22 protein-coding genes and 1 riboswitch are annotated in these 22,516 nt (G+C 52.5%); of the genes, 17 read left to right on the top strand and 5 right to left on the bottom strand.

Translation table 11 applies throughout. The annotated features are described in order from the left end of the window. Nucleotides 1–51 precede the first annotated feature (51 nt). Both ACZF99_RS26185 and ACZF99_RS26180 read left to right on the top strand, forming a co-directional pair. On the top strand, nucleotides 52–486 hold the full coding sequence (locus tag ACZF99_RS26185) for a DinB family protein (RefSeq protein WP_483607798.1): 435 nt from the start codon (nucleotides 52–54) through the stop codon (nucleotides 484–486). A gap of 56 nt (nucleotides 487–542) precedes the next feature. Next, nucleotides 543–1,442: a class I SAM-dependent methyltransferase gene (locus ACZF99_RS26180; RefSeq protein ID WP_483607797.1), complete on the top strand. Its 900-nt coding sequence runs from the start codon at nucleotides 543–545 to the stop codon at nucleotides 1,440–1,442. A 124-nt stretch (nucleotides 1,443–1,566) separates the two neighbouring features. Here ACZF99_RS26180 and ACZF99_RS26175 read toward each other — a convergent pair whose 3' ends face one another. Then, nucleotides 1,567–1,908, bottom strand: coding sequence for a hypothetical protein (locus ACZF99_RS26175; protein WP_483607796.1), 342 nt, complete (start codon nucleotides 1,906–1,908; stop codon nucleotides 1,567–1,569). Nucleotides 1,909–1,943: 35 nt separating this feature from the next. On the opposite strand from ACZF99_RS26175, the gene ACZF99_RS26170 reads away from it, so the two are divergent. From ACZF99_RS26170 to ACZF99_RS26155, 4 genes are all read left to right on the top strand, one after another. Continuing rightward, nucleotides 1,944–3,725 (top strand): winged helix-turn-helix domain-containing protein, encoded by a 1,782-nt coding sequence (locus ACZF99_RS26170; protein WP_483607795.1) that lies wholly within the window; start codon nucleotides 1,944–1,946, stop codon nucleotides 3,723–3,725. A 17-nt stretch (nucleotides 3,726–3,742) separates the two neighbouring features. Then, nucleotides 3,743–3,907, top strand: a complete 165-nt coding sequence (locus tag ACZF99_RS26165; protein ID WP_483607794.1) for a response regulator transcription factor — start codon at nucleotides 3,743–3,745, stop codon at nucleotides 3,905–3,907. Nucleotides 3,908–3,992: 85 nt separating this feature from the next. Next, entirely contained in the window at nucleotides 3,993–4,658 is a 666-nt protein-coding gene (locus ACZF99_RS26160; RefSeq protein ID WP_483607793.1) for a DUF4386 domain-containing protein, read from the top strand. A 435-nt stretch (nucleotides 4,659–5,093) separates the two neighbouring features. Further along, nucleotides 5,094–6,323: an endo-1,4-beta-xylanase gene (locus ACZF99_RS26155; protein WP_483612985.1), complete on the top strand. Its 1,230-nt coding sequence runs from the start codon at nucleotides 5,094–5,096 to the stop codon at nucleotides 6,321–6,323. A gap of 74 nt (nucleotides 6,324–6,397) precedes the next feature. On the opposite strand, the gene ACZF99_RS26150 is transcribed toward ACZF99_RS26155, so the two are convergent. Then, entirely contained in the window at nucleotides 6,398–7,372 is a 975-nt protein-coding gene (locus ACZF99_RS26150) for a helix-turn-helix transcriptional regulator (protein ID WP_483607792.1), read from the bottom strand. Nucleotides 7,373–7,469: 97 nt separating this feature from the next. Between ACZF99_RS26150 and ACZF99_RS26145 the strand changes: the two genes are divergently transcribed. From ACZF99_RS26145 to ACZF99_RS26135, 3 genes are all read left to right on the top strand, one after another. After that, entirely contained in the window at nucleotides 7,470–7,955 is a 486-nt protein-coding gene (locus ACZF99_RS26145; protein ID WP_483607791.1) for a GyrI-like domain-containing protein, read from the top strand. A gap of 21 nt (nucleotides 7,956–7,976) precedes the next feature. Beyond that, nucleotides 7,977–8,477, top strand: coding sequence for a phage tail protein (locus tag ACZF99_RS26140; protein ID WP_483607790.1), 501 nt, complete (start codon nucleotides 7,977–7,979; stop codon nucleotides 8,475–8,477). A gap of 382 nt (nucleotides 8,478–8,859) precedes the next feature. Next, nucleotides 8,860–10,217, top strand: a protein-coding gene (locus ACZF99_RS26135) for an IS1182 family transposase (protein WP_483607789.1) whose coding sequence is annotated in 2 segments (ribosomal slippage) — nucleotides 8,860–9,427 and nucleotides 9,427–10,217 — 1,359 coding nt in all. Because the reading frame shifts where the segments join, the coding sequence is not laid out codon by codon here. A gap of 225 nt (nucleotides 10,218–10,442) precedes the next feature. On the opposite strand, the gene ACZF99_RS26130 is transcribed toward ACZF99_RS26135, so the two are convergent. Beyond that, nucleotides 10,443–12,821 carry a glycoside hydrolase family 16 protein gene (locus tag ACZF99_RS26130; protein ID WP_483607788.1) on the bottom strand — a complete coding sequence of 793 codons (2,379 nt, stop codon included), beginning with the start codon at nucleotides 12,819–12,821 and terminating at the stop codon, nucleotides 10,443–10,445. A gap of 275 nt (nucleotides 12,822–13,096) precedes the next feature. Here ACZF99_RS26130 and ACZF99_RS26125 point away from each other — a divergent pair, with 275 nt between their 5' ends. The 3 genes from ACZF99_RS26125 to ACZF99_RS26115 all read left to right on the top strand — a co-directional run bounded on the left by ACZF99_RS26125 (nucleotide 13,097) and on the right by ACZF99_RS26115 (nucleotide 16,142). Continuing rightward, nucleotides 13,097–14,053, top strand: coding sequence for a sigma-70 family RNA polymerase sigma factor (locus tag ACZF99_RS26125; RefSeq protein WP_483607787.1), 957 nt, complete (start codon nucleotides 13,097–13,099; stop codon nucleotides 14,051–14,053). A gap of 74 nt (nucleotides 14,054–14,127) precedes the next feature. Further along, nucleotides 14,128–14,553: an SRPBCC family protein gene (locus tag ACZF99_RS26120; protein WP_483607786.1), complete on the top strand. Its 426-nt coding sequence runs from the start codon at nucleotides 14,128–14,130 to the stop codon at nucleotides 14,551–14,553. Between the two features lie 191 nt (nucleotides 14,554–14,744). Then, nucleotides 14,745–16,142: an MATE family efflux transporter gene (locus ACZF99_RS26115; RefSeq protein ID WP_483607785.1), complete on the top strand. Its 1,398-nt coding sequence runs from the start codon at nucleotides 14,745–14,747 to the stop codon at nucleotides 16,140–16,142. A 95-nt stretch (nucleotides 16,143–16,237) separates the two neighbouring features. On the opposite strand, the gene ACZF99_RS26110 is transcribed toward ACZF99_RS26115, so the two are convergent. Next, the gene (locus ACZF99_RS26110) at nucleotides 16,238–16,999 is read right to left on the bottom strand and encodes an SDR family oxidoreductase (protein ID WP_483607784.1); all 762 of its coding nucleotides are present in this window, start codon (nucleotides 16,997–16,999) and stop codon (nucleotides 16,238–16,240) included. Next, a complete protein-coding gene (locus ACZF99_RS26105; protein WP_483607783.1) occupies nucleotides 16,996–17,370 on the bottom strand; it encodes a MerR family transcriptional regulator in 375 nt (124 codons plus the stop codon). The genes ACZF99_RS26110 and ACZF99_RS26105 overlap by 4 nt, the downstream gene beginning before the upstream one ends. Before the next feature lie 159 nt (nucleotides 17,371–17,529). Here ACZF99_RS26105 and ACZF99_RS26100 point away from each other — a divergent pair, with 159 nt between their 5' ends. From ACZF99_RS26100 to ACZF99_RS26080, 5 genes are all read left to right on the top strand, one after another. Beyond that, entirely contained in the window at nucleotides 17,530–18,255 is a 726-nt protein-coding gene (locus ACZF99_RS26100) for a 3-ketoacyl-ACP reductase (RefSeq protein ID WP_483607782.1), read from the top strand. A gap of 4 nt (nucleotides 18,256–18,259) precedes the next feature. Continuing rightward, nucleotides 18,260–19,231 (top strand): helix-turn-helix transcriptional regulator, encoded by a 972-nt coding sequence (locus ACZF99_RS26095; protein ID WP_483607781.1) that lies wholly within the window; start codon nucleotides 18,260–18,262, stop codon nucleotides 19,229–19,231. Nucleotides 19,232–19,324: 93 nt separating this feature from the next. Continuing rightward, entirely contained in the window at nucleotides 19,325–19,873 is a 549-nt protein-coding gene (locus tag ACZF99_RS26090; protein ID WP_483607780.1) for a DinB family protein, read from the top strand. Nucleotides 19,874–19,977: 104 nt separating this feature from the next. Next, nucleotides 19,978–20,754 carry a hypothetical protein gene (locus ACZF99_RS26085; protein WP_483607779.1) on the top strand — a complete coding sequence of 259 codons (777 nt, stop codon included), beginning with the start codon at nucleotides 19,978–19,980 and terminating at the stop codon, nucleotides 20,752–20,754. Between the two features lie 133 nt (nucleotides 20,755–20,887). Continuing rightward, nucleotides 20,888–20,965, top strand: a riboswitch (glycine riboswitch). A gap of 154 nt (nucleotides 20,966–21,119) precedes the next feature. After that, complete coding sequence (locus ACZF99_RS26080; RefSeq protein ID WP_483607778.1) at nucleotides 21,120–22,499, top strand: amino acid permease; 1,380 nt, start codon at nucleotides 21,120–21,122, stop codon at nucleotides 22,497–22,499. Nucleotides 22,500–22,516 lie beyond the last annotated feature (17 nt).

The raw sequence follows: 22,516 nt of genomic DNA, 5'->3' as shown, positions 1-22,516 counted from the left end.
CTAATTATAGATAATAGATATCTTTAAAGGTGATAATAGGAGGCCAAGAAGATGGAGGTATTCAAAAGCCAGTATGCCTTAATCCAACGCACAAGGGAATCGTTGTTTCGCTACTGCGAAGCTATGTCCCCCACGGATTATGTGAAGGAAATCGAAGTCTTGGGAGGGGGGTCCATTCGGAGTCTGCATGCTCATGTTGCGGATTGTTATCGGGTTTGGTTGGGAAATCGCGCCCTTGGTAAATCACTTCCCAAATTAAACCCGGAGTCTATTGGCGATGTGGAGAAAATGCGTGGAGTATTCCGGAAAACGGATGCCCTGGTTGTTGAATTTCTGAAGGAGTATCAGAGCGACAACTCGGAATCCAACAAGTTGTGGCTGTTTACGCACACCATCACCCACGAATTTCACCATAGAGGACAAATTGTAAAAATGGGCCGAATCCTCGGGTACATCCCCCCGAAAATGAATCTCGCCAATCTTTAAAGTCCTTAAAACAAACTCAAACAAAAAATAATGAGAAATGGGTGGGTGATCATTTCATGAGCAAGGACCTGTTTGATCCGTCGGTATGGGAAACGGCCTGGAGGGAAGATCAAAATACGAGCATTAACAAGATGAAAAGGGCGGGTATGGATCCGGCCCATTCGCTTGACTCCTCAGCCGGGTCGTTTAATCAGGAAGTGTTCAGTGAGGAAGGCCGGCGAAGAGCAAGGCGAATTATGGACTGGATGCGGGACCAGGGCGTTGAGTTTTCGGGATCCTCTATTTTGGATATCGGTGCGGCGTCGGGAGGATTTTCCGTTCCTTTTGCGGAACAGGGAGCGGAAGTAACGGCGGTAGAAACCTCGGAACCCTTAGTCCAGCTCCTCAGGCAAAATTGTGTGGGCATGAGTAATGGGTCGATCAAGGTGGTGCACGAACCCTTTGAAAACATCGATTTGGAGGAAAAGGGATGGAAACGAGCCTTTGATCTCGTGTTTGTCTCCATGTGCCCGGTTCTTGTCGATTGGGCGAGTGTAGAGAGGGTGTTGAGCTGCGCGAAATCGTTCTGTTACATGAGCTTGGCGGTGGGTTCCAGAGAGCACAGCCTGGTCGACGAGGTATGGCCGCTTGTCAGCGATTTCCCCCGCAAGGAGGAGCGTTTGGAGATGTTTTACCTTGCCCAACTCCTGTTGCTTAAGGGGTATTCTTATCAATTTCTGGTTACCCGGGAAATGAAAACTACGACCGTGTCCAAAGATGCGGCATTCCATGACACGCTCAAGTGGTTGAACCTGCACGGGATCACGGTGGATGAGAAGGTTCGCGAGATCGTCTCCCGCCATTTGGAAGCGCGTTATCCCGGCGAGCAGGTGAATATCCGGCAAGGCGGCCGATTTGGCAAAGTGCTTGTTCATCTGCAACGGGAGCATATGTACAGCAAGGAAGATCGGATGTAATCCACGAAGAGCCGCAGACTCTAACTTGATCGGTTATGTACGGGAGATTGCGCAGGTTCTCGCCATCTCCTTCCCCGATCAGGGGACGCAGCCACGACAGTAATGCCAAGCGAAGCTTCTCCGCTTAATGGATGAAGAAAATTCCCATGATGGAAAGCAGCAATATCCCGACGGAGATCATTTCTACTTTTTTATGATCCTTTTTTTGTTCCAAGGAGTCCGCCGCCAGCGCATTTTCAGCAGCCCTGCTTCCCAATCGGGCATCGATCGTTTGTTTTATCAAGAAAAGAAGGACCAGAACCACCGATAAAGCGGAAGAAAAAATCTGAAAGTGACGGGTAACCGTTAGGGTGATTCCTTGGATGAGCAGCAGAATGAGAGCCGCTATGAACGAGAATTGATTATAGGTCTTCCAAACGCGAATGTGCAAGGCTTCTAGTTCGTTTACAGCTTTCGATTGAATCATGGCTTTGATGAAATGGGGGCGAAGTCCGTGGAATTATGACAACCCTACTAAACGCCACCAAATTATATACTCCTGCGCCTCGTACGAGAATGGTTGACCGCAAGCGGTTAATTGACAAACTGAACAAGGGCTTGCACCGCAAATTGACCCTGATCTCTGCCCCGGCAGGCTACGGCAAAACGACGCTAGTCTGCGAGTGGTTAGCTTGTTGCGGGCGACCGGCCGCCTGGCTTTCACTTGAGCAGGGGGATGTCGATCTTACGCGCTTTTTGACGTATATGATTGCCGCTCTTCAGACCCTGCCGGAGAAAATCGGAGAAGGCTTGCATTCTATTCTCGGCTCACCTCAATCCATATCCACCGAGTCGATCCTAACGACACTTCTTCATGAAATGGCGAGCCTTCCGACGCCTTTCCTCCTTGTTCTGGATGATTACCATGCGGCAAGCTCGAGAGAAGTCAACGAAGCCTTAGGTTTCCTGCTGGATCACCTTCCCCCGCAGATGCACCTTGTCCTCACCTCCCGGGAGAATCCCGCCCTTCCTCTGCCGCGGCTGCGAGCACGAGATCAATTAACCGAGCTGCGCGCGACCGATTTGCGATTTTCGCTTGCCGAGGCGGAAAACCTCTTTAACCGTGTTTTGGAGTTAGACCTTCCCATGGACCAAATTGCCGATTTCCAATCGCGTACCGAGGGATGGGCTGCGGGCTTGCGCCTGGCTGCGATTTCTGTACAGGAAGACCATGGGGCGGAGCGGCTGCTTCAGTCTTTCACGGGAAATCATCCTTTCGTGTTGGATTATTTAGCAGAAGAGGTTCTGCAACGTCAGCCTCAAGCGATGCTGGAATTCTTGCGGCGAACTTCCCTCCTCGATCGAATGTGCGGATCATTATGTGAGGAGATGATGCCGGAACTTGGGGTTTCCGGGCATGACATGTTAATGGAGCTGGATCGGAAAAACTTATTTGTCATTCCTCTGGATGCGGAACGACGGTGGTATCGCTATCACCATTTGTTTGCGGACATCCTTCGCAGACGGCTGCTCGAAAGTACGAAGGGGAGCGATATCTCCCAATTGCACCAACGCGCGAGCATCTGGTATGAAAGCCATGGCTTTGAAATTGAAGCCTTTCATCACGCCGTAGAGGCCGGCGATATCGAACGCAGCTCACGCCTGCTTCAAGGCGGCGGGATGCCGCTGCATTTAAGGGGGGCGGCCAGGCTGACGCTCGATTGGCTCGAATCGTTGCCTTCCAAGGAGCTGGATGGGAGACCGGAGTTATGGGTGTATTACGGTTCGGCGCTTTTGATTTCCGGTAAACCGACAGGCGTTGAACAAAAGCTCCAAGCGGCTGAGGCTGCATTGGAAGGGGGGGAGCAAGACGCCGGCGTGCGTGACCTCGTCGGATGGATTGCGGCTACTCGTGCGACCTTGGCTTCATTGATGTTGACGGATCCTCGCGACATTGCTGACTCCCATCTTCATGCGGCGGAAGAGGCGATGCAGCTGTCGGACGCGGAGGACAAGACGGAGGAGCTTGTCGGACTCATTACGCCTTCCTGGGATGCAGGAAGGCGTGCAGCGGACGCAATGGACCAGGTGATTGCCCAATCCCGCCGTGCGCTTGCCTACTTACGGCCGGATAATCTGCCGGCACGGGCGGCGTCCGCCTGGATGCTGGGCGTCGCCTGCCAGCAGCGGGGAGATTATTCCGAGGCCTGCCGCACCCGGCTACGCAAGAGGCCCAAGCCGGGCTGGACCGCGTTCGACGCATCCTCGAGACCGGAATCAAAGCGAATCGGATCGAACCGCTAAGCCAGCGCGAAATCGAAGTGCTGCGGCTCATCGCCCAAGGGCACTCCAACCGGGAGATCGCCGAGAGGCTCTATTTGGCCCTGGATACGGTCAAAGGGCATAACCGCAGGATTTTTGAGAAGCTCCATGTGCAGCGGCGCACCGAAGCAATCGCTCGCGCCCGCGAATTGGATTTGATATAACCCCCAAAACCACACTTAAGTGTCTACAGAAACGCTCCTTTCCGGGCTATACTGCGATTAGTTAGCCAAAGAGAGGGGATACGGCATGAGAAGCGTGGAGAGAATGGTGGGGGTATTCTTTTTATTATCGACAGGGGCGTTCTTGGCGGGGAGCGGGATTCTGGACCCTATCTTGCACCGGACGGACTTGTTGGAAAGTGTTGATTCCAATCGAATGAGCGTGATGACCGGATGGTTCTTGGAACTGCTAAACGCTATAGCGGTTGTAGGAATTGCCATGCTGCTGCAGCCGTTGTTAAAGAAACATCACGAGGCGTTTGCCTTTGGGTACTTCGCTTCCCGGGTCATGGAGTCGGCACTGCTGATCATCAGTTTAGTTGGTCCGCTTCTCCTACTTGCGTTAAGCCAGCAGACCGTGTTGGCGGAAGCTTCCGGTGTTTCCCATCTGCAAACGCTAGGGGAATTGGCGGTACAGGCTCATGATATGCTGTTTGATATGGCCATGCTTGTGCTAAGTTTAGGCAGCTTGTTGTTTTGTTCTATTCTCTATCGATCGAAGCTGGTTCCACGATGGATGTCCGTGATCGGGCTTATCGGGTATACGGCTCTGTTGGCAAGCAGCTCCCTGTCCATTGCCGGCCTGGATCCCGGAGAAATTCTTTACATCCCCGGAGCGATCTTTGAAATCGCCTTGCCGGTATGGCTTATTGTGAAGGGATTTCATCAAAATCCGCCGGTTTCCGCCAAATAACATAAATATCGCAATCCCGTGTAGGCTGCCGGAGGCGGAAGCCCTTCGCATTTCAGCCGGGAATACGCACGCTAGTTGGTTTGCCCCCAGGGAGAGATATCCGGCAACTGCGCAAGACGTTGGGGGGTTGGAATGCCCCGTGAAGCGGGAGCCTCGGCAAAGCTTGTCCATTTGATGCCCCCTCCTGTCACAAATCGCAACGCTTCCTCGTCTTAATCTCAGATTAAAAGATGAAGGAGGCGGGGGCTTCCCTATTGCACCAAGGCTTCTATCTCCGGCTGCATCCGATTGGCAGCATGATCTTTAATTTCGAAGGTAGGAGCTTTAAACGGCCCGTATTTCCGTGCCGTGAAGTTTAGTACAATTAAATTCGTAAACACGAATGAAAACGCTTACTATTAATTGTAACGGACTAGGAGGTCATACGATTTGCAGATGAACCCATTGGCCCATCGCATGGCAAACAAAACCATCCGGCTTGTGGATGCGTCCGGAAATCCCGTTGCTGAGCAGGCGATTGCGATTCGTCAAACGAACCATAAGTTCCTGTTTGGCTGTGGAATTTTTGATGTGATCGAGCTCGCCAATCGAACTGTGCCGGAGGACCGGCTTGTTCATCTGGAGCAGAAGCTGGAGTTATTCCAAAGCGTATTTAACTTTGCTACGCTCCCCTTTTATTGGGGGATATTCGAGCCGGAGAGAGGCAAGCCGCGGACGAAAGAACTGCAGGCCGCTGCCCGGTGGTTAAAGGAGAGACATATAACGGTAAAAGGACATCCGCTCTGCTGGCACACCGTCACGGCGCCGTGGCTGCTCGACTTGAGCCGTGAGGAGATCCTGCAAGCGCAACTGCACCGAATCGAACGGGACGTGACCGACTTCAAAGGCTTGATTGACATGTGGGATGTCATCAATGAAGTGGTGATCATGCCGATTTTTGATAAATACGACAATGGGATTACCCGGATCAGCAAGCACCTGGGGCGCGTTGGTATCATTAAAGAAATGTTTGCACAAGGGCGGGAATGCAACCCCGGCGCAACGTTATTATTAAACGACTTCAATACCTCGATCAACTACGAAATCTTGATTGATGGATGTTTACAGGCGGGGATACCAATCGACGCCATCGGCATCCAGTCGCACCAGCATCAAGGGTATTGGGGGCGCGAGAAGCTGGAGGAAGTGCTGGAGCGCTTCTCTCACTTCGGCCTTCCGATTCATTTTACGGAAAATACATTGATCTCCGGACATCTCATGCCGGCCGAGATTGAAGATCTGAACGACTATCAGATTCCGGAATGGCCCTCGACACCGGAGTTTGAAGATCGGCAGGCCCGAGAGGTCGAGGAAATGTATTCGATCTTGTTCCGGCATCCTCTGGTCGAGGCGATTACCGCCTGGAATTTCAGCGATGAGGGGGCTTGGCTTGGCGCTCCCGCCGGAATCGTCCGAGCGGACAACACCCCGAAACCGGCCTACAGCGTGCTGAAGCAGCGGATAAAAGGCGACTGGTCCACGCAAGTGACGACGCGCACCGATGAGGACGGGACCGTGTCCTTCGAGGGGTTCCTCGGAGAATATGAGCTGGTTTGTGGAGGCGCAAAAGTTACTTTTATAATCGAAAAGGACGGGGAGCCGGAACGGCTGATTATCGAGCCTTAAGAGGGTTACCACTTATATCCCCGCCGAAGCAAAGGCCGTCCCGCAAGGGCGGCCTTAAGCTTTCCGTCGCTTCCTTACCGATTCCCCAGCTCCAGCATCCAGCTCCCTCTTAGACGCAACCCTTCCATGACTTCATCCGGCACTTTACTAAATTTCACATCCTCACCCAAGAACAGCAGCCAATGCAACGTCTCCGACAATTCCTCAGGCTGATCGACGGGAACAACCATTCTCAGCATGGCGGTGGTTTGATAGGGATTCGTGTAGGAAATGAATGCTTTTAAGGGATGATACTTTTTGTATTGGGCGATGGCCCGGGGGCCCAGTTCCAGAATAAGGTTTGGCTCCTCCTCCTGCTTGCTAAGGTACTCGAGAATCTTTCTCCGGCTCATTATCTTCTTGGGGGTATAGGGCTCGACATGGGTGAGCCGGTCGACGGCGAGCAGCTTCTTCTTCTCTTCCTGCAAGTCGAAGACCTCCATGAGCCAGAGGCTTTTTTCATGATAGAGCTGCAGGAGATAAATCGGATAAGACCTGATTTCCTTCTCTTCTTCAAGGGTAATCCATAAGTAGCTGTCGAGGAGCAGATTCCGGATCAACTTCTCCAGCATCGGATGAGGGAGGTCCGTGAGCTCCAGCAGATCGGGATTATGCGGGTTGGTTCCTTCAAACAGCAGGATTTCATCCAGGAGCAGGAGATCATCCTGCTGGTTTTTGGAGATGAGTCCCAGCAGTTTTTCGGCTAAAGATCGACGGCTCGTGAGATACGGAAGCTGGGCATTTCGGGTGGCCATGAAGGCGATAAATAGGGCTTTGACTTCGGTATCGGTAAAACGCACGGCGGGCAGGATCGAGTTGTGCATGACGGAATAGCCGCCATCCCTCCCGACTTCGGCGACCAGCGGCATGCCCAAGGCTTCGATTTCCCGAATGTCCCGGATCGCCGTTGAACGGGAGATGTTGAATTCCCGCATCAGTTCGGTGATGGTAAAGTGGGAGCGGTTGTTGATATACCGCATGAGCGTGTTAATGCGTTCAACTTTTTTCATAGGGGCTCCTAAACAGGTTCATTTTTTGACATGGTTTAAAGTTATGATAAACCCATCAAGCACAGAAAACAAATTTGAAAGAAGGCAGGGATGAAACATGGCGAATTATGTTTTGGAAGAGAAGGACAGCTTTACCGTATTTGGACTTGGCACGGAATTGAAAAGCGACTACACGGACTATGCCGGCATCCACAAGGAAAAATCGGACTTCTGGCAAGCCGTCACCGAGGATGGCCGACTCGATCGGTTGAAAGCGATCGCCGAAAACGACTACGTTTTTGCCGTAAATGAAGCGGTCAATAACAAGATGATGTATTACGCCGGCGTGATGAGCCAAGAGTCGCTGCCGGCTTCGGAAGGCTCCCGGGTCATTCAATTCCCGAAGGGGGAATATTTGATCGTAAAAGGGGAAGGGACGACGGCCGATGAATTAAGCAATCAGCTGGCCGGGATCGCCTTTGGTCAAGTGTTGCCGGAAGTGAGTCATGTCGCCTATGTCGGAGGACCCAATGCCACGGTATTGATGGAGCAGGAGAACGGCCGCGTCGTAGGCGAAATGTGGATTCCCGTCGTACGAAAATAAAGAAGAAGAGGAGGGGCAAGCATGTCCTATATCGTTGATTTCAAAAATGTATCCGCCGTCGGCCTGGAATCCTCTCCTGTAGCGGAGGCGCTCGCCGGGCTGCGTGCCAATGAGGCACGGTATTTTATGAACAAATACAAACATGTGTTTACGGTGGAACCGGCCAGTGAAAGCCAGGAAACCCTGGACTATGTGAACCGGATTCTGAAGGAGGAACGCGGCATCGAGTTTGCCGCCAAGCCGCTGGAAACGTCGCTGTTCCAAGTGGAGAACATCCGGTGGGCCTTCGTCTTCTATGAGGATGGTCTGGGGGTCAACGTCCTGTACACGTTGGATGACCCCAAGAAACGGGCCGTTGGGTTTAAGCTGTCCGAAGGGATGGAGGTTCCCAAGGAGCTGGAGGAGAAGAAGTTTAAATTCGCCCGGCAGAAGTCCAAATTGGCCGGAACGATCCGGGGCTCGTTCTTTGTGATTAAAGGCGAGTATTCGTCCCCACCACTTGAATCAAATTCTTCAATATAGGTTCTTGCCTCTCTATGTCTTTTAAAAGATGGGCACGATGGTGTAACCGGTGCGGAAGCGGCGAATAGGCGTTGGCAGTTGGGGAAATAAGGTGAATGAATCACCTTATTTCGCTAGCGGAGGCTTAAATCGGGCAAATAAGGTGATATTATCGTCCTATTTGCCTGGAAAGTGGTGATTTCAGCCGTAATCACGGCGCATAAGATGATTTTATAACGCTATTTCGGCTACGTCCGAGCGAAATGGAGCCAATAAGGTGATTTCATCACCTTATTCAGCCTGTTGAAAAACCTTCAACAGGCTTATATTATATTGCAAATATTTAGTCAATCACCGCGTTAATGTGGTATAATATAACTATACTATTTAGGTGGTGGTAGACATGCTCCGGTCCAATCCCAACGTACAAAATCAATATGAATTTGTTTGTATTGAGGATCTCGTTTTGCCTAATCATCCTCTCCGTAAAATCCAGAAATATATTGACTTCTCCTTCATTCTTGACCTCGTCCGTCCTTACTATTGCGAAGATAACGGCAGACCTTCCGCCGATCCGGTCATGCTGTTCAAAATGCTTTTCATCGGCTACCTGTTTGGGATCCGTTCCGAGCGGCAACTGGAACTGGAGGTGCACTCGAACAACGCGTATCGTTGGTTTTTAGGTCTTGGTCTTACCGACCGTGTTCCAGATCACAGTACGCTTAGTTATTTCCGCGAGCGTCTTCGTGAAGGGGATGTGCTGCAAAAAGTATTCGACGAAGTGGTACTACTGGCCATCAAGCATCGCCTGGTGGCAGGCCGGGTACTCATTACGGACTCTACGCATCTAAAAGCAAATGCCAACAAAAAAAAGTTCATCAAAGAACAAGTAGCCCAAAGTACCAAAGCCTACGTGGATGAATTGGATGAAGCCGTCCGAGCCGATCGCGAGGCCAACGGAAAAAAGCCTTAAAACCCCGAAAGGAGGTGCAAGAGCAAAAAGAGATCAAAGTGAGCACGACCGATCCGGACAGCGGTTATATGGTGCGCGACGGCAAACCAGAAGGTTTCTTCTATCTGGATCATCAGACCGTTGACCATAAGTATAACATCATCACCGATGTATACATTACTCCTGGCAATGTCCATGATTCTGTCCCTTACATCAACCGCTTGGAGCATGTCGTTCAGAAGTTTGGATTCGAGAAAACGCTGGAAGCCGTCGCGCTTGACGCAGGATACTTCACCTCGTACATTTGCAAGAAACTTCACGATAAACACATTTACGCGGTTATCGGCAGAAGAGCGTTCACGCCAGTCAAAGGAATGATCGCGAAGTGGCGTTTCAAATATGATGCGGAGAAGAACGTGTACCTCTGTCCTCAAAAGCACGAGTTGAAATACAGTACCACAGACCGCGAAGGATATCGTCAATACAAATCCGATCCCAAACATTGCGCCGGATGCCCCATGCTTAAGGAATGCACCAAGTCTAAAAATAAAACGAAAGTGATCACGAGACATGTTTGGCAATTAAGCAAGGAATGGGTCAGTGCCAACGGCAGGAGCAGGTCCGGTAAATACTTGTACCGATTACGCTATCAAACCATAGAGCGAAGCTTCGCGGACGCCAAAGAGCTCCACGGGCTTCGCTATTGCCATTTCCGCGGTCGCCAAAAAGTACAGCAACAAGCGCTGCTGACCGCAACTTGCCAGAACATAAAGAAGATCGCCAATATCCTGGCCAAGAGGGCGGGATGAAGGGCGATCTTCCTTTTTTACTCCTTACAGCTTTCAATACTCGTTTTATTCAGGATCCATAAGCAGAAGCCCCGAAAATATCTGGACTTTGCCAACAGTCTGAATAAGGTGATTTCATCACCTTATTCCACGTGTCAAAGGGGCTGTCCCTCAGCCATGATAGCTTTGGGGACAGCCCCTTGATATTGATGAATGGCAATGCAGTTGACCCGCCTTGCCGATGATCTACTCCGGCGTTCCCTGCGTCACCCCGTGAATATAAGTTTGCCAGGGGGTATCCAGTGCCCCTTGCCCGGGGTTGTAGGTGAAGAAGTATTCGACGGTATCCCCTTGGCTAAGGTTGTTGACCGCATAGGTATAGTTGCCGTTCCCCGCCGGGGTCATGGCTACATTCAGTTGAACGCCGTTGTTGATTTTATAGTGCAGATCGGCGAACGTCGCGCCATTGACATAAAACAGCAGATTGTCGCCGGTCTTCTTCAATCCCTTCACTTGATCGCCGATCACGATCGTAGAGGGCGTGCCGGGGTTCCCGGGATTCGGACCGCCGCCGCTGCCGTTATCTTTATAGACACGCACATAATCGACTTGCATCGTTGCCGGGATATCGCTTGGACCCGGGGCGATGCCGCCGTCGAAGTTCCCGCCGATCGCCAAGTTCATAATAAGATAGAAGGCTTGATCGAAAGGAGCGTTCGGATTGTTTGGCGCCGCCGTGGAATACCATTGATCCCGGGTCGCTTTGAAGAAGAACTTGCCGTCCACGTACCATTTGATGTTATCCTCTTCCCATACGACGGAATAAACATGGTAGTCATTCGCGATGGTTTGCCCGGACGGGAAATGGTATTCGCCCGAAAGATGCGTATTGGCCGGCCATTGCCCGCCGAAGTGAATCGCGCCGGATGTCATGCCGGGCAGACGCCCTCTGGCCTCCATGACGTCGATTTCGCCGGAAGCCGCCCAAGTGCCGTAGGTTGAATCTTGCGGCAGCATCCAGAGGGCCGGCCAGATGCCGTTGCCCGTAGGCAGCTTCGCGCGGAAGTCGACTCTGCCGTATTTGAGCGAGAAGTGATCCTTGGTGTTGATCTTCCCGGAAGAGTACTGCGCGTAACGGTTGGGATCCTGCGGGAAGGATTTGGGATCGTTCAGGGCCCGGATATTGAGCTTCCCGTCCTGGACGAAGATGTTTTGCGGGCTGTTCGTATAATGCTGCAGCTCCGCATTGCCCCAACCCCAGGTGCCCGGGTCGTCATTGAGGTAATATCCCTGTTCGTAATTCCATTTGCTCGTATCCAGTTGGGACCCGACAAATTCATCCTGCCAGATAAGCGTCATGCCCGCAATGGCCGGATCGCTTGGCGTGCTGAGCGGAATATCCTCGTGGTCGCCTTCATCCGGCCGCGGTGCATTCGGATTGCCGATCAATGTGTAAGTGACGAAGTTATTGCCGACGTTACCGCCCTTTTGCCCATTTAAGGGATATCCGATGCGGATTTGCATATCTTGCTGGATCGGCTGGAACCACAGCCCATAGATGTAGTCGACCCAATACCCCCATTGATTGGCGCTGGACAGGTTATTGTAACCGTTCGCGGAGTAGACGAATCCGCTCTGTCCGGAATCCGCTAAATCAACCCATTGCCCGTTGAGGTTGATCTGGTAAACGAAATTCCCCAGCTCGCCGGCGATGGGGGCGCCCCCGTCGATTTTAGGCAGAGGCAGGCCGATAGCACCGCTCTCATTGGCGGTGAACGTAGTTCCCTCAAAAGGGGTGAGAACGTACGAGTTTCTTACGGGTTCATTAAAGAGGATGGTATATACGACGTTCACCAACGAGGTCTTCGATTCCAATTTGACGTTGATCGACTCCGTGACGTTAAACCAGTAACCGCCGCCTCCATCGGTGAATTGGCCGAAGTTCTGGTCATAAATCCAGCCGCTGGCCGCATTATTATCGATATCGATCCAGGTGCTGCCGTTCACCGGCTTGACGTATACCTTCAAATCATCGGCAACCGCCGCATACGGAATCGCCGGATCATGGTTAAAGACCGGATAGGTGAAGCCGGCCCCGCCCGTCACCCCTGCTGTGATGACCGGTCCTTGCGTCGGCGTCATCGCGGTAATGGTCGTTTTGTTGATGTTTTGAAATACAAGCTTATAGTCAAGCGTAACCCCGTTCGCCTTGGAGTACAATTGAATGTCTGTCGTTGCGGAAAGCACGAACCAATAGCCGTTAAAGCCGCTGTCGTGCCAGTGGCCCCAGTTTTGATTGTAGACAAAGCTGCCGACGCTGTCGATATCAACCCAACTGCCGTTCACTTTCACTTTGACGCCGAGATCTTGCACCACCTCGCTCCAGGAGGCAGAGCCGCCATTAAATATCGGCATGACAAAGCCGTAACTGGCCTGTCCGACTCCCGATTTGGTAATGATCGGCCCGTCCGCCGCCGAGAAGTAATTCATCGAGGTTATCGTTGTTCCGGCCGCTTGCGCCTTCGGCGCCGGCAGCAGGTTGACACCCGCCACGATCATGACCGCCAGGAATAAGCAAAACGCCTTTCGAACGAGCCGCCTCTCCGTAAAGTAAGCTTGTTTCATAAACACCCTCCCTTAATTTTTGGGTTTCTCCCAACCTATGCACGCATAGGAAAATACTTACATAGGAGAACGCTTTCATTCTACCAATTCGGGCATTTGATGAATAGGCTTCAGATTTCGGGTGGGGTGCACATTTTTTAGGGAAGCAAGCAAAATAACAAAAATTTAAAATATTCGCGGAAGAGCGTGCGCTTCAGACAGGGATTCGGTGCTGGGAAAAGAATATAGTAAAAGTCGCATTTTCATACCCATCTTACTACTCAAAGGAGGCTACTATGGACGGGACCCCCCTGGACCTGCAGTTATTAGAAAAGATGAAGCCGGAGCTTACCGCGTTCTGCTACCGAATGCTTGGATCCATCGATGACGCGGACGATGCGGTTCAGGAGATCCATATCCGCGTTTGGCAAAGCTGGAGCACGTTCCGGCAGGAATCCTCGCCTAAGACGTGGATTTATCGGATCGCCTCCAACTTGTGTCTGGATAAACTGAGGCAGGCCAAACGACGGGTGCTTCCCGTCGATTTGTCCGATCCCGCGGGTTCCATCATCGAACCTCGGGAGACGTTGCCCGATTCCGCCTGGATCTGGCTTGCTCCCGACTTTGGGGAGAGCCCCGAGGAGGCGTTCCTCCGCAAGGATACCCTGCAGCTCTGCTTCATCGCGCTCCTGCAAACCCTGCCTCCCCGTCAGCGAGCCGTATTGATACTGAAAGATGTCTTCGACTGGTCCTCCAAGCAGATTGCGGAGACGCTGGGGATGTCGCCGGCGGCCGTGAACAGCGCTTTGCAGCGAGCCAGGGAGACGATGAACCGGACCCGGCTCCGTTCCGACGAGCTTAGCCGGATGGAGACCGAGCCGGACCCAGAGCTGTTGTCACGGTATGTGGACGCCTTCGAGCAATTTGATATCGATAAGCTGGTTGCCTTATTCCACGAGGAGGGCTGCATGTCCATGCCGCCCTTTCCGATGTGGGTGCGCGGCCGGGAAGACTTGTCGCAGTTTTTTACGCTTACTCGCTGGCATTGTGAGGGCTCCCGGTTTGTGCCGGTCAAGGTTAACGGCGGGTATCCGGCACTTGCGCAGTATATGCCAAGCAAGGAAGGCGCTCGCCTGGTTCCTTGGGGGATTCATGTCCTCGAAACCAAGGATCGTCAGATTCTCCACGTCCAAAATTTCATTAATGCAAAATTATTTTCCCGTTTGGGGCTGCCGGAGCAATTGGACCGATGAATTTCGAATTCGGGCTGCGTCTATAGGGATGTAAAGTGAACAAACCATCCTATTGAAAGAGGTGCCTTTAAAAAATGGAAACCAACCAACCGACGAAAGTAACCGTTCAAGCGGTGATTCAAGCCCCCATCGACAAAGTCTGGAGTTATTGGACGGAGCCGGAGCACATTACGAAGTGGAATCAAGCTTCCGACGACTGGCATGCGCCAAAAGCGGAGAACGATTTGCGGGCCGGCGGCACCTTCCTGACCCGAATGGAAGCGAAGGACGGCAGCATGGGTTTTGATTTTGGCGGCGTTTATGATGAAGTCAAAACGCATGAACTCATCTCGTATACAATGGGAGATGGGAGACGGGTGGAGATCACCTTCGCCGCTGAAGGCCAGGATACGAAGGTCGTGGAGACGTTTGACGCCGAAAGCACGCATCCGGTGGAGTTCCAGCAAGCCGGCTGGCAGGCGATCATGGACAATTTCAAGAAGTATGCGGAGGAATCCTAAGGAACGGGCGCCCAAGCGGGCGCCTATTTTCGTTAAGGAAGCATATCGAATTTATTCTCCTGCGCGCGGGAGAAGAAATATATCGCCACCATGAGGACGGAAGGGATAATATCTCCATAGACGTAATCGCCCGTTGGCGCTAAACTAGGGAAGGCGACACAAGAATCTGACCTAGTAGGAGCTTGTTCAACGTGACCCTATCGGATCGTATCCCTTCGTGGAAGAAACTTAGCCTTTTTGCCGTGACCTGGCCCATATTCATCGATTCGGTATTAAGAATGATGTTAGGCACCGTGGACGTGTTTATGCTGAGCCGGATCTCCGATACGGCGACAGGGGCGGTGGGCTTGGCGAATGAAATCATTTATTTCTGCATTTTGATGTTCGGTTTTGTCGGGATCGGGACCAGCGTTGCGGTATCCCAGTATATCGGCGCCGGGCGGGAGAAAGAGGCCAGCCGCGTCTCGGCATTGGCGATCTCGATGAACCTCATTTTCGGGATTCTCGTCAGCCTCGTCCTTTTTGGCTTCGGGGAGTCGCTCCTGCGGCTGCTCAACTTGAATCCGGAACAGATTGGAATCGCAAGCCATTATTTGCAGATCATCGGCGGCTTTATGTGGATCGAGGCGCTGTCCTACGCGGTTTCGTCGGTGATCCGTTCGAGCGGCAATACCAAAAGCGTGATGTACGTGACCTTGGGGGTGAATCTCCTCCATGTAACCGGGAATTATTTGCTGATCTTCGGAAACCTGGGCTTTCCGGAAATGGGCGTTACCGGCGCGGCCGTATCGACCGTCGTCAGCCGTTTTATCGGCATCATCGTGCTGCTCTTCATCTTGTACCGCCGGGTTCCTGCGCCGATTCGCGGGAAGGATTACGTCAGTTGGAACGGGATCTATGCCAAGCAGATTTTAAGCGTCGGGTTGCCTGCGGCGGGCGAGCATCTCGCTTGGCAGTCGCAGTATCTTATGATCATCGGTTTCGTGAATATGATCGGCATCACGGCTTTAAATACGCATGTTTACGTCATGAATATCTCGAACTATTTTATGGCGCTGGCCGCGTCGATCGGGGCGGGGACGGAGATCATCGTCGGCCAAATGGTCGGTGCGGGTGAAATGAAGGCGGCCTACAGGCGACTGTTAAAAAGCGTACGGATCAGCTTCCTGTTGACGTTGGCCATTGTCGGCGCGGCTTCGATCTTCCGCCACGACCTCATCGGTATGTTCACGGAAGATCCCGCGATCATTGCAACCGGAGCCAGCATCTTCCTGCTGTCTATCGTGCTGGAGCCCGGCCGGACCTTCAATATGGTTATCATCAATTCGCTGCGCGCGGCCGGGGATGCGCGTTTCCCCGTTCTGATGGGCGTATGCTCGATGTGGGGCGTTTCAGTTCCGCTGGCATATCTGCTGGGCGTTCACTGGGGGATTGGCTTGATTGGCGTATGGATTGCGTTTGCCGTGGATGAATGGCTGCGCGGCCTCCTCATGCTGCTTCGCTGGAGAAGCCGGGCTTGGGAGAAGAAGGCGCTTGTCAAGCCGGTTTCCGCCACAGAAGACGGACTCGGGGCCGGAGCTTCTGCCTAACGAATAGGTATGGATTTTCGCAGCTATAATCGGATTCGATGGATGGGAAGCCGCTTCACCCGGAAGCGGCTTCTTCAATGTGCGCATCAGCCTCATTACTTAATGGAGTCTTTCGTGGCCTGATACAGCTTCTCTGCGTATTCGTCGACTTCATCCCGGGACATACGCATACGCTCCGCCGATGAGCCGTATCCGATTTCCTTCTTGCCCTCGGCCAAACCTTTGAAAATGCCGTCCGTGAAGGCGTCCAACGGTTCCCCGTGCGTATGCAGTCCGGCGCCCCCGAGATCCGTGTTCACTGCGGGCGGAGCAATTTCAATCACTTCCACCGAGGTGTCGGATAATTGATGTCTTAAGCTGACGGTGAAAGAGTGAAGCGCCGCTTTGGTTGCCGAATACACCGGGGCAATGGCAAAGGGGGTAAACGCCAATCCGGAGGTGACGTTAAGAATCGCAGCCGTTTCTTTTGCGGTAAAATACGGAGCAAACAACATGGACAAATGGACGGGCGCCTCGATATTCGTGGCAATCTCCTTGCTGTAGTCGTGCCAGCGGTCTCTTGCGTCCGATTTGAGCAGGTTGTAGCGCAGCTGGATGCCGGCATTATTGACCAGCACATTCACGTCCGGATAGTTTGTCGTCACCCAATCGAACAACGCCAGACGCTCACGTTCCACCTCCAAGTCGCAGACCCGGGGGATTAAGCCGGGGAATTGTTCCCGGGCTTGCTCCAGTACGCTTTCCCGCCGACCGCAAATAATGACGGTATTTCCGGCTTCCACAAATCTTTCCGCAAAGGCGCGCCCGATCCCGGAGCCGCCGCCGGTAATCAATATCGTATTTCCTGAAAGTTTCATGTTCTTTCCTCCTCAAGTTGTTTTCGATAACGTTCGATTTTCTCATCAATCTCCAGCAAGTGCTCGTTCATCAAAGCGATCTCATCCATCACCTTCCGCTTGTGTTTCACCAGCATATCGAGCCGATTCTTGGCGGAGGCATCCCCTTCGACGACCCATTCCATGTACTGCTTAATGCCGCTGATGGGCATGTTGGTGTTCTTGAGGCAGATCACGATTTGAAGAAGCGCCAATTGACGTTCCGAAAATAACCTTCTGCCCGCTTTGTCCCGTTCGATAAACGGCAGCAGTCCTTTTTTCTCATAATAACGCAAGGTGGATTCCGGTATGTTGCAGGTCGCTGATGCTTCGCCGATGGAATAATAATTCATTAGGAGGCCTCCGATTCTCATATTTCTTGTCGACATGACTATGATACGACTTAAACTATGGTTTAAGTCAACGTGCACCTTTAGCATTTCCTCCAGCCCGTCCGGTTACAGTATAATGAGGAAGGAGTGTAAAACCACTAAAGAGAGGAGCCAAGGGAAATGGCACAATCTTTAAAAGGAAAAGTCGCGATCATCACGGGAGCGGCCCGAGGAATCGGCAAAGCAACGGCGGTTGCCTTAGCGAAGGAAGGCGTCAACGTCGGATTGATGGCAAGAACGGAGTCGACCTTGAAGGAAGTGGCCGCCGAGCTGGAAGGGATGGGGATCAAGGTCGCTTACGCGGCAGCCGACATTGCCTCGAAGGAACAAGTGGAGACGGCCGTCGAAATGTTGAAGAACGAGCTGGGTCCGGCGGATATTCTGATTAATAACGCGGGGATTGCCACGTTTGGGACGGTGCTGGAGATGGACCCGGCCGAATGGAAAGGCATGATCGATACCAATGTATTGGGCACCTATTACGTGACCCGAGCGGTCTTGCCTCAATTGGTCGAGAAAAATAGCGGAGACATCATCAACATCTCCTCGACAAACGGATTGAACGGTGCAGCGACCTCGAGCGCCTACAGCGCCTCAAAATTCGCCGTGATCGGGTTTACCGAGTCCCTTGCCCAAGAAGTGCGCCGCAACAACATCCGGGTTTCGGCGTTAACCCCGAGCACGGTGGCTACCGATCTGGCACTGGACTTGAACCTGATCAAGGACAACAACGAATCCAAGTTCATTCAAGCGGAAGATTTGGCGGAGTTCATTGTGGGTCAATTGAAGCTCAGCCAACGCGTTTATGTGAAGACAGCCAGCTTTATTGCGACGAATCCGTTCTGAGGATATGGCCAAATGGGATAATCTGTTGTCCATGTTATGGATGCTGCGTTTCGGCAGGAAGCTGACGGCGGCCCAGATCGCGGACGACCTGGAGATCAGCGTCCGCACCGTGTACCGGTATATCGATGCCTTATGCGCCAGCGGTGTGCCGGTCGTTGCGGAATCGGGCCACGACGGAGGCATACACATCCTGGACAGCTTCAAAGAGACGCCGTTGTTCTTCAACACGGTAGAGCTAAAAGCGCTGGTGGACGCGTATAAATTTGCCCAGGGTGCAGGGTATCCGTTTACGGAAGAACTGGAAAGCGCGTTGAAGAAGGTGGAGAACAGCCTGCACGAAGAGCAGCGACAGGACCTTTCTGCGCAAACGAGCGGCCTGGACGTGATCTCTCCGGTGCGGGCTCCCTACTTGACCGAGGCATTGCGGGACTTGGAGCAAGCATCGAAAGAGGGGCGAACGGTCCGCATCCTATACCGCAAAGCCGACACGGAGCGGGAGGAAGAACGCGACATTGATCCGTACGGGTTGGCGTTTGACCGAAACGAATGGTATGAGGTGGCGTTCTGCCATCGATCGCAAGCGATGCGGACGTTCCGCGTGGACCGCATCGCGCGGCTTACGCCGACCGAGGCGCGGTTCGAAAAGCCGGAAGGCTTCTCGGTATCCGACTATTTCCGTGACCGGTCCGAGCAGGGACGGGAAGCGGAAGGGCCGCTGATCGGCGTTCGTATCGAAGGATTGCCGGACAAGCTGAATGAGGTGTGCGGCCATTGGCACCTTCGCCATTATTTGACGGAACGCACCGATCGGGAGGCACGTTTTGTGCTCGACGTTCCGACGATGAACAAGTACCTTCCGAAGTATCTAATCACGTTCGGGACGGCCATCCGAGTACTCGAACCGCCGGAGTTGAAACGCCGAATTCAGGAAACCGCCTCCGGCATCGCCAAACATTACTTGGATGAAACCGATTGATCTTCGCTGACAGCGTTTGTCATGGAACCCGGTATACGATAGGGACACGGCTGCAGCGGGAGCGGCAGCTAAACGACAACGAGGATAAGGAGCGTGAAGAGATTCATGCAAAGATCGGCGGATCAATGTTTGGCCTATCATGTTTGGGCGAATGACCGACTTTTCTCTCATCTGGAGCAGCTTCCGGAGGAGGTATTCCACACGGAAGTGACGAGCGTATTCCCGTCCGTGGCGGACGCGGTGGGACATATTTACCTGTTCGACCAGCTCTATCTGTCCGTGCTTGAAGGGGTTCCGAACGAGGATATTTTTCCGAAAATGCCAATCTGGTCGGAGGAAGCGAAAGGCAAGTCCGTAGGCGAGATACGGCAGCTGTTCGCCGGCGTCGCCGACCGCTTCCGCGATCTGCTGCGGCGTACGCCCGACCCGGACAAGGCGATAACGATTCATCACCCGAAGTATGGCAGCCTGGATACGCGGTTCTCCGACATTCTGCAGCATGTGGTCAATCACGGGACGTATCACCGGGGGAACGTGACCGCGATGCTGCGGCAGCAAGGGTATGCCGGGGTCCCTACGGATTATTTGTTCTTCCTGCTGGAACGGCAGGCGAAATCGATTGACAGCAACAAGAAGATGTGATAATTTCGCTGTAAGAAAATAAAGGCAATGCAACCTTCGGGTTCAACCTCGCTGAGAAGTGGGTTGGACCCTTTTTGCATTCCAAAATTAGGGGAGGATTCGTAATGTCGAGAACAGAATTGCTGTTGCAACGGCTGGGCGAGATCGGCAAATCACTCGAACGCAAGGGGGGAGCTCTTCTGTTACTAGGAGTTGGCTCCGTTGGGGTCGAGACAGAACGGTTGGATGAATATTCGGATTTGGATTTTTTTGTCATTGTCAAGCCCGGGGAGAAGAACAGATATATAGACCGGTTGGATTGGCTAGAGGATGTACACCCTCTTGCCTATTCGTTTAAGAATTCGGATATCGGCTATAAAGTACTGTTCGAGGACGGTATTTTTGGGGAATATGCAGTATTCGAGGAATGGGAGTTGGCGAACGCTACCTATACAGAAGGCCGGGTCATATGGAAGGACCCTATGTATGCCAATACGGCAATCGCGAAACCTTCCAACCCGGTCCCCAGCCCCAAAGCGGAATCCTTAGACTTTCCTTTGAATGAAGCCTTAACCAATCTATACGTGGGGCTCGGTCGCTATGCTAGGGGGGAGTGTCTATCCGCGACGAGGTTTGTTCAAGGTTACGCAGTGGACAGGATTTTATCCGTACTCCATTTGCTGGAGCAAGAGGTGGACTATTTTCCCGACCCATTCGGGAATGAGAGGCGGCTCGAGAGGAGGTACCCCCGTTTTGCAGAAATCATAGGAGACATGATACAGGGATACGATCATGTTCCCGAATCGGCACTTCGTATTTTAAATTTCATAGAAGAAGTGTATCCAGTCAATCGAAGATTAAGCGATGAGATACGGCGATTGGCTATTCTAACTTGCCGATAGAAGCAGCGGGGGAACTATCTCGTTGACAAAAAATTTCATTGCGATTAATATTGAAAAATAATTCACATTCCTTGTTACCATCGAAAAATTAAATCATTCGCAAGCTATGATGGCTATGGATCACACTATAGCCGGAGCAGCTTCTGGAGAGACCGCGATTCCGCGGCGCCGAAGGGTTCACAATCTCAGGCAAAAGGACAGAAGAGTATAAATACGTCGATTTGGCAGGCGTTTCGCCTAGTATGCCAAGTCCTATTTATTCTTTTTACGTTCCGGAGATTGGAGGGCATCCAGTCTCTTTTTTTATGCCTAATTTGTTCATTATTTCATATGAGGAAGCTCATGACTTTAAGGGGGAATCAGGTATGGTGCAGCAGGAATTAAAAAGGGATTTAGCGAATCGGCACGTTCAGTTGATCGCCATCGGCGGCACGATTGGGACGGGATTGTTCCTTGGTTCGGGCAAAGCGATTCAACTGGCCGGGCCGTCGATCATTTTTGCCTATCTCCTTGTGGGGATTGCCGTGTTCTTTGTGATGCGAGCGTTGGGAGAGCTGCTGTTGTCCAAAGCCGGCTATTCATCGTTTACGGACATTGCCGAAGACTATCTGGGGCCGCGGGCCGCGTTCGTTACCGGATGGACCTATTGGTTTTGCTGGATCATGACGGCCATGGCCGATGTGATTGCGGTAGGGGTTTACGTTCAGTATTGGTTCGATATCCCGCAATGGGTTCCGGCGGTCATCTGCTTGATCATCCTGCTGGGACTTAACCTGTTGACGGTGAAGAACTTCGGCGAATTGGAATTTTGGTTTGCCTTAATCAAGGTCGTCACGATTCTCGTATTGATCGGCCTCGGCGTCGTTTTGCTGGTCATCGGATTCAAGACGGATGCGGGAACCGTGTCGGCGAAGAACATTTGGGGACATGGCGGCCTCTTCCCGAACGGAATCCAAGGTTTCCTGCTCTCCTTCCAAATGGTGGTATTCGCTTATGTCGGCGTGGAGCTGGTAGGGGTGTCGGCGGCGGAAACGTCCAATCCGGAGAAAAATATCCCGTCGGCCATTAATAAAATTCCGCTGCGCATTTTGTTCTTCTACGTTGGCGCCTTGATCGCCCTCTTGTGCATTAACCCCTGGACGGGGCTGACTCCGGCGGAGAGCCCGTTCGTGAAGACGTTTAGTCTGGTCGGCATTCCGGTTGCCGCGGGGATCATTAACTTCGTCGTCTTGACTTCGGCCGCGTCCGCTTGTAACAGCGGGATGTTCTCGACCAGCCGGATCCTCTATAATTTAAGCAAAAACAAGCAGGCTCCCTCCGGGATGGCGACACTGAACAAAAACCATGTGCCCGGCAACGCGCTGCTGGTTTCCACGCTGGTCATCTCCGTAGGGGCGCTGTTAAGCAAGCTGATTCCGGGGCAAGCTTTCGGCATCGTGACGACGATTAGCGCCATTTGCTTTATTTGGGTGTGGGGCGTGGTGCTCGTGTGCCATATTCGTTATAAGCGCACGCGGCCGGAGCTGCAGGTCAAGTCGACATTTAGGGCGCCGTTTACGCCATTTGTCAATTATGCGGTCCTCGTGATGTTTGCGGCCATTTTGCTGATCATGCTGTTTGCGGAGGAGACCCGTCCGGCTCTGTTGCTGACGCCGCTGTGGTTCATTCTCCTGTTCGGATTGCATGCGATAAGAAAACGCAAGGAGCGGGCAACTCACGTCCCCCTTGAGCAGACCCATCTCTAACGGCGGTCCCAGCTTTG

It is taken from the genome of Paenibacillus sp. JL3B1040 (assembly GCF_057063165.1).
The sequence above is the reverse complement of the archived record's forward strand: the minus strand, read 5'-3'. Positions and strand labels throughout refer to the sequence as shown.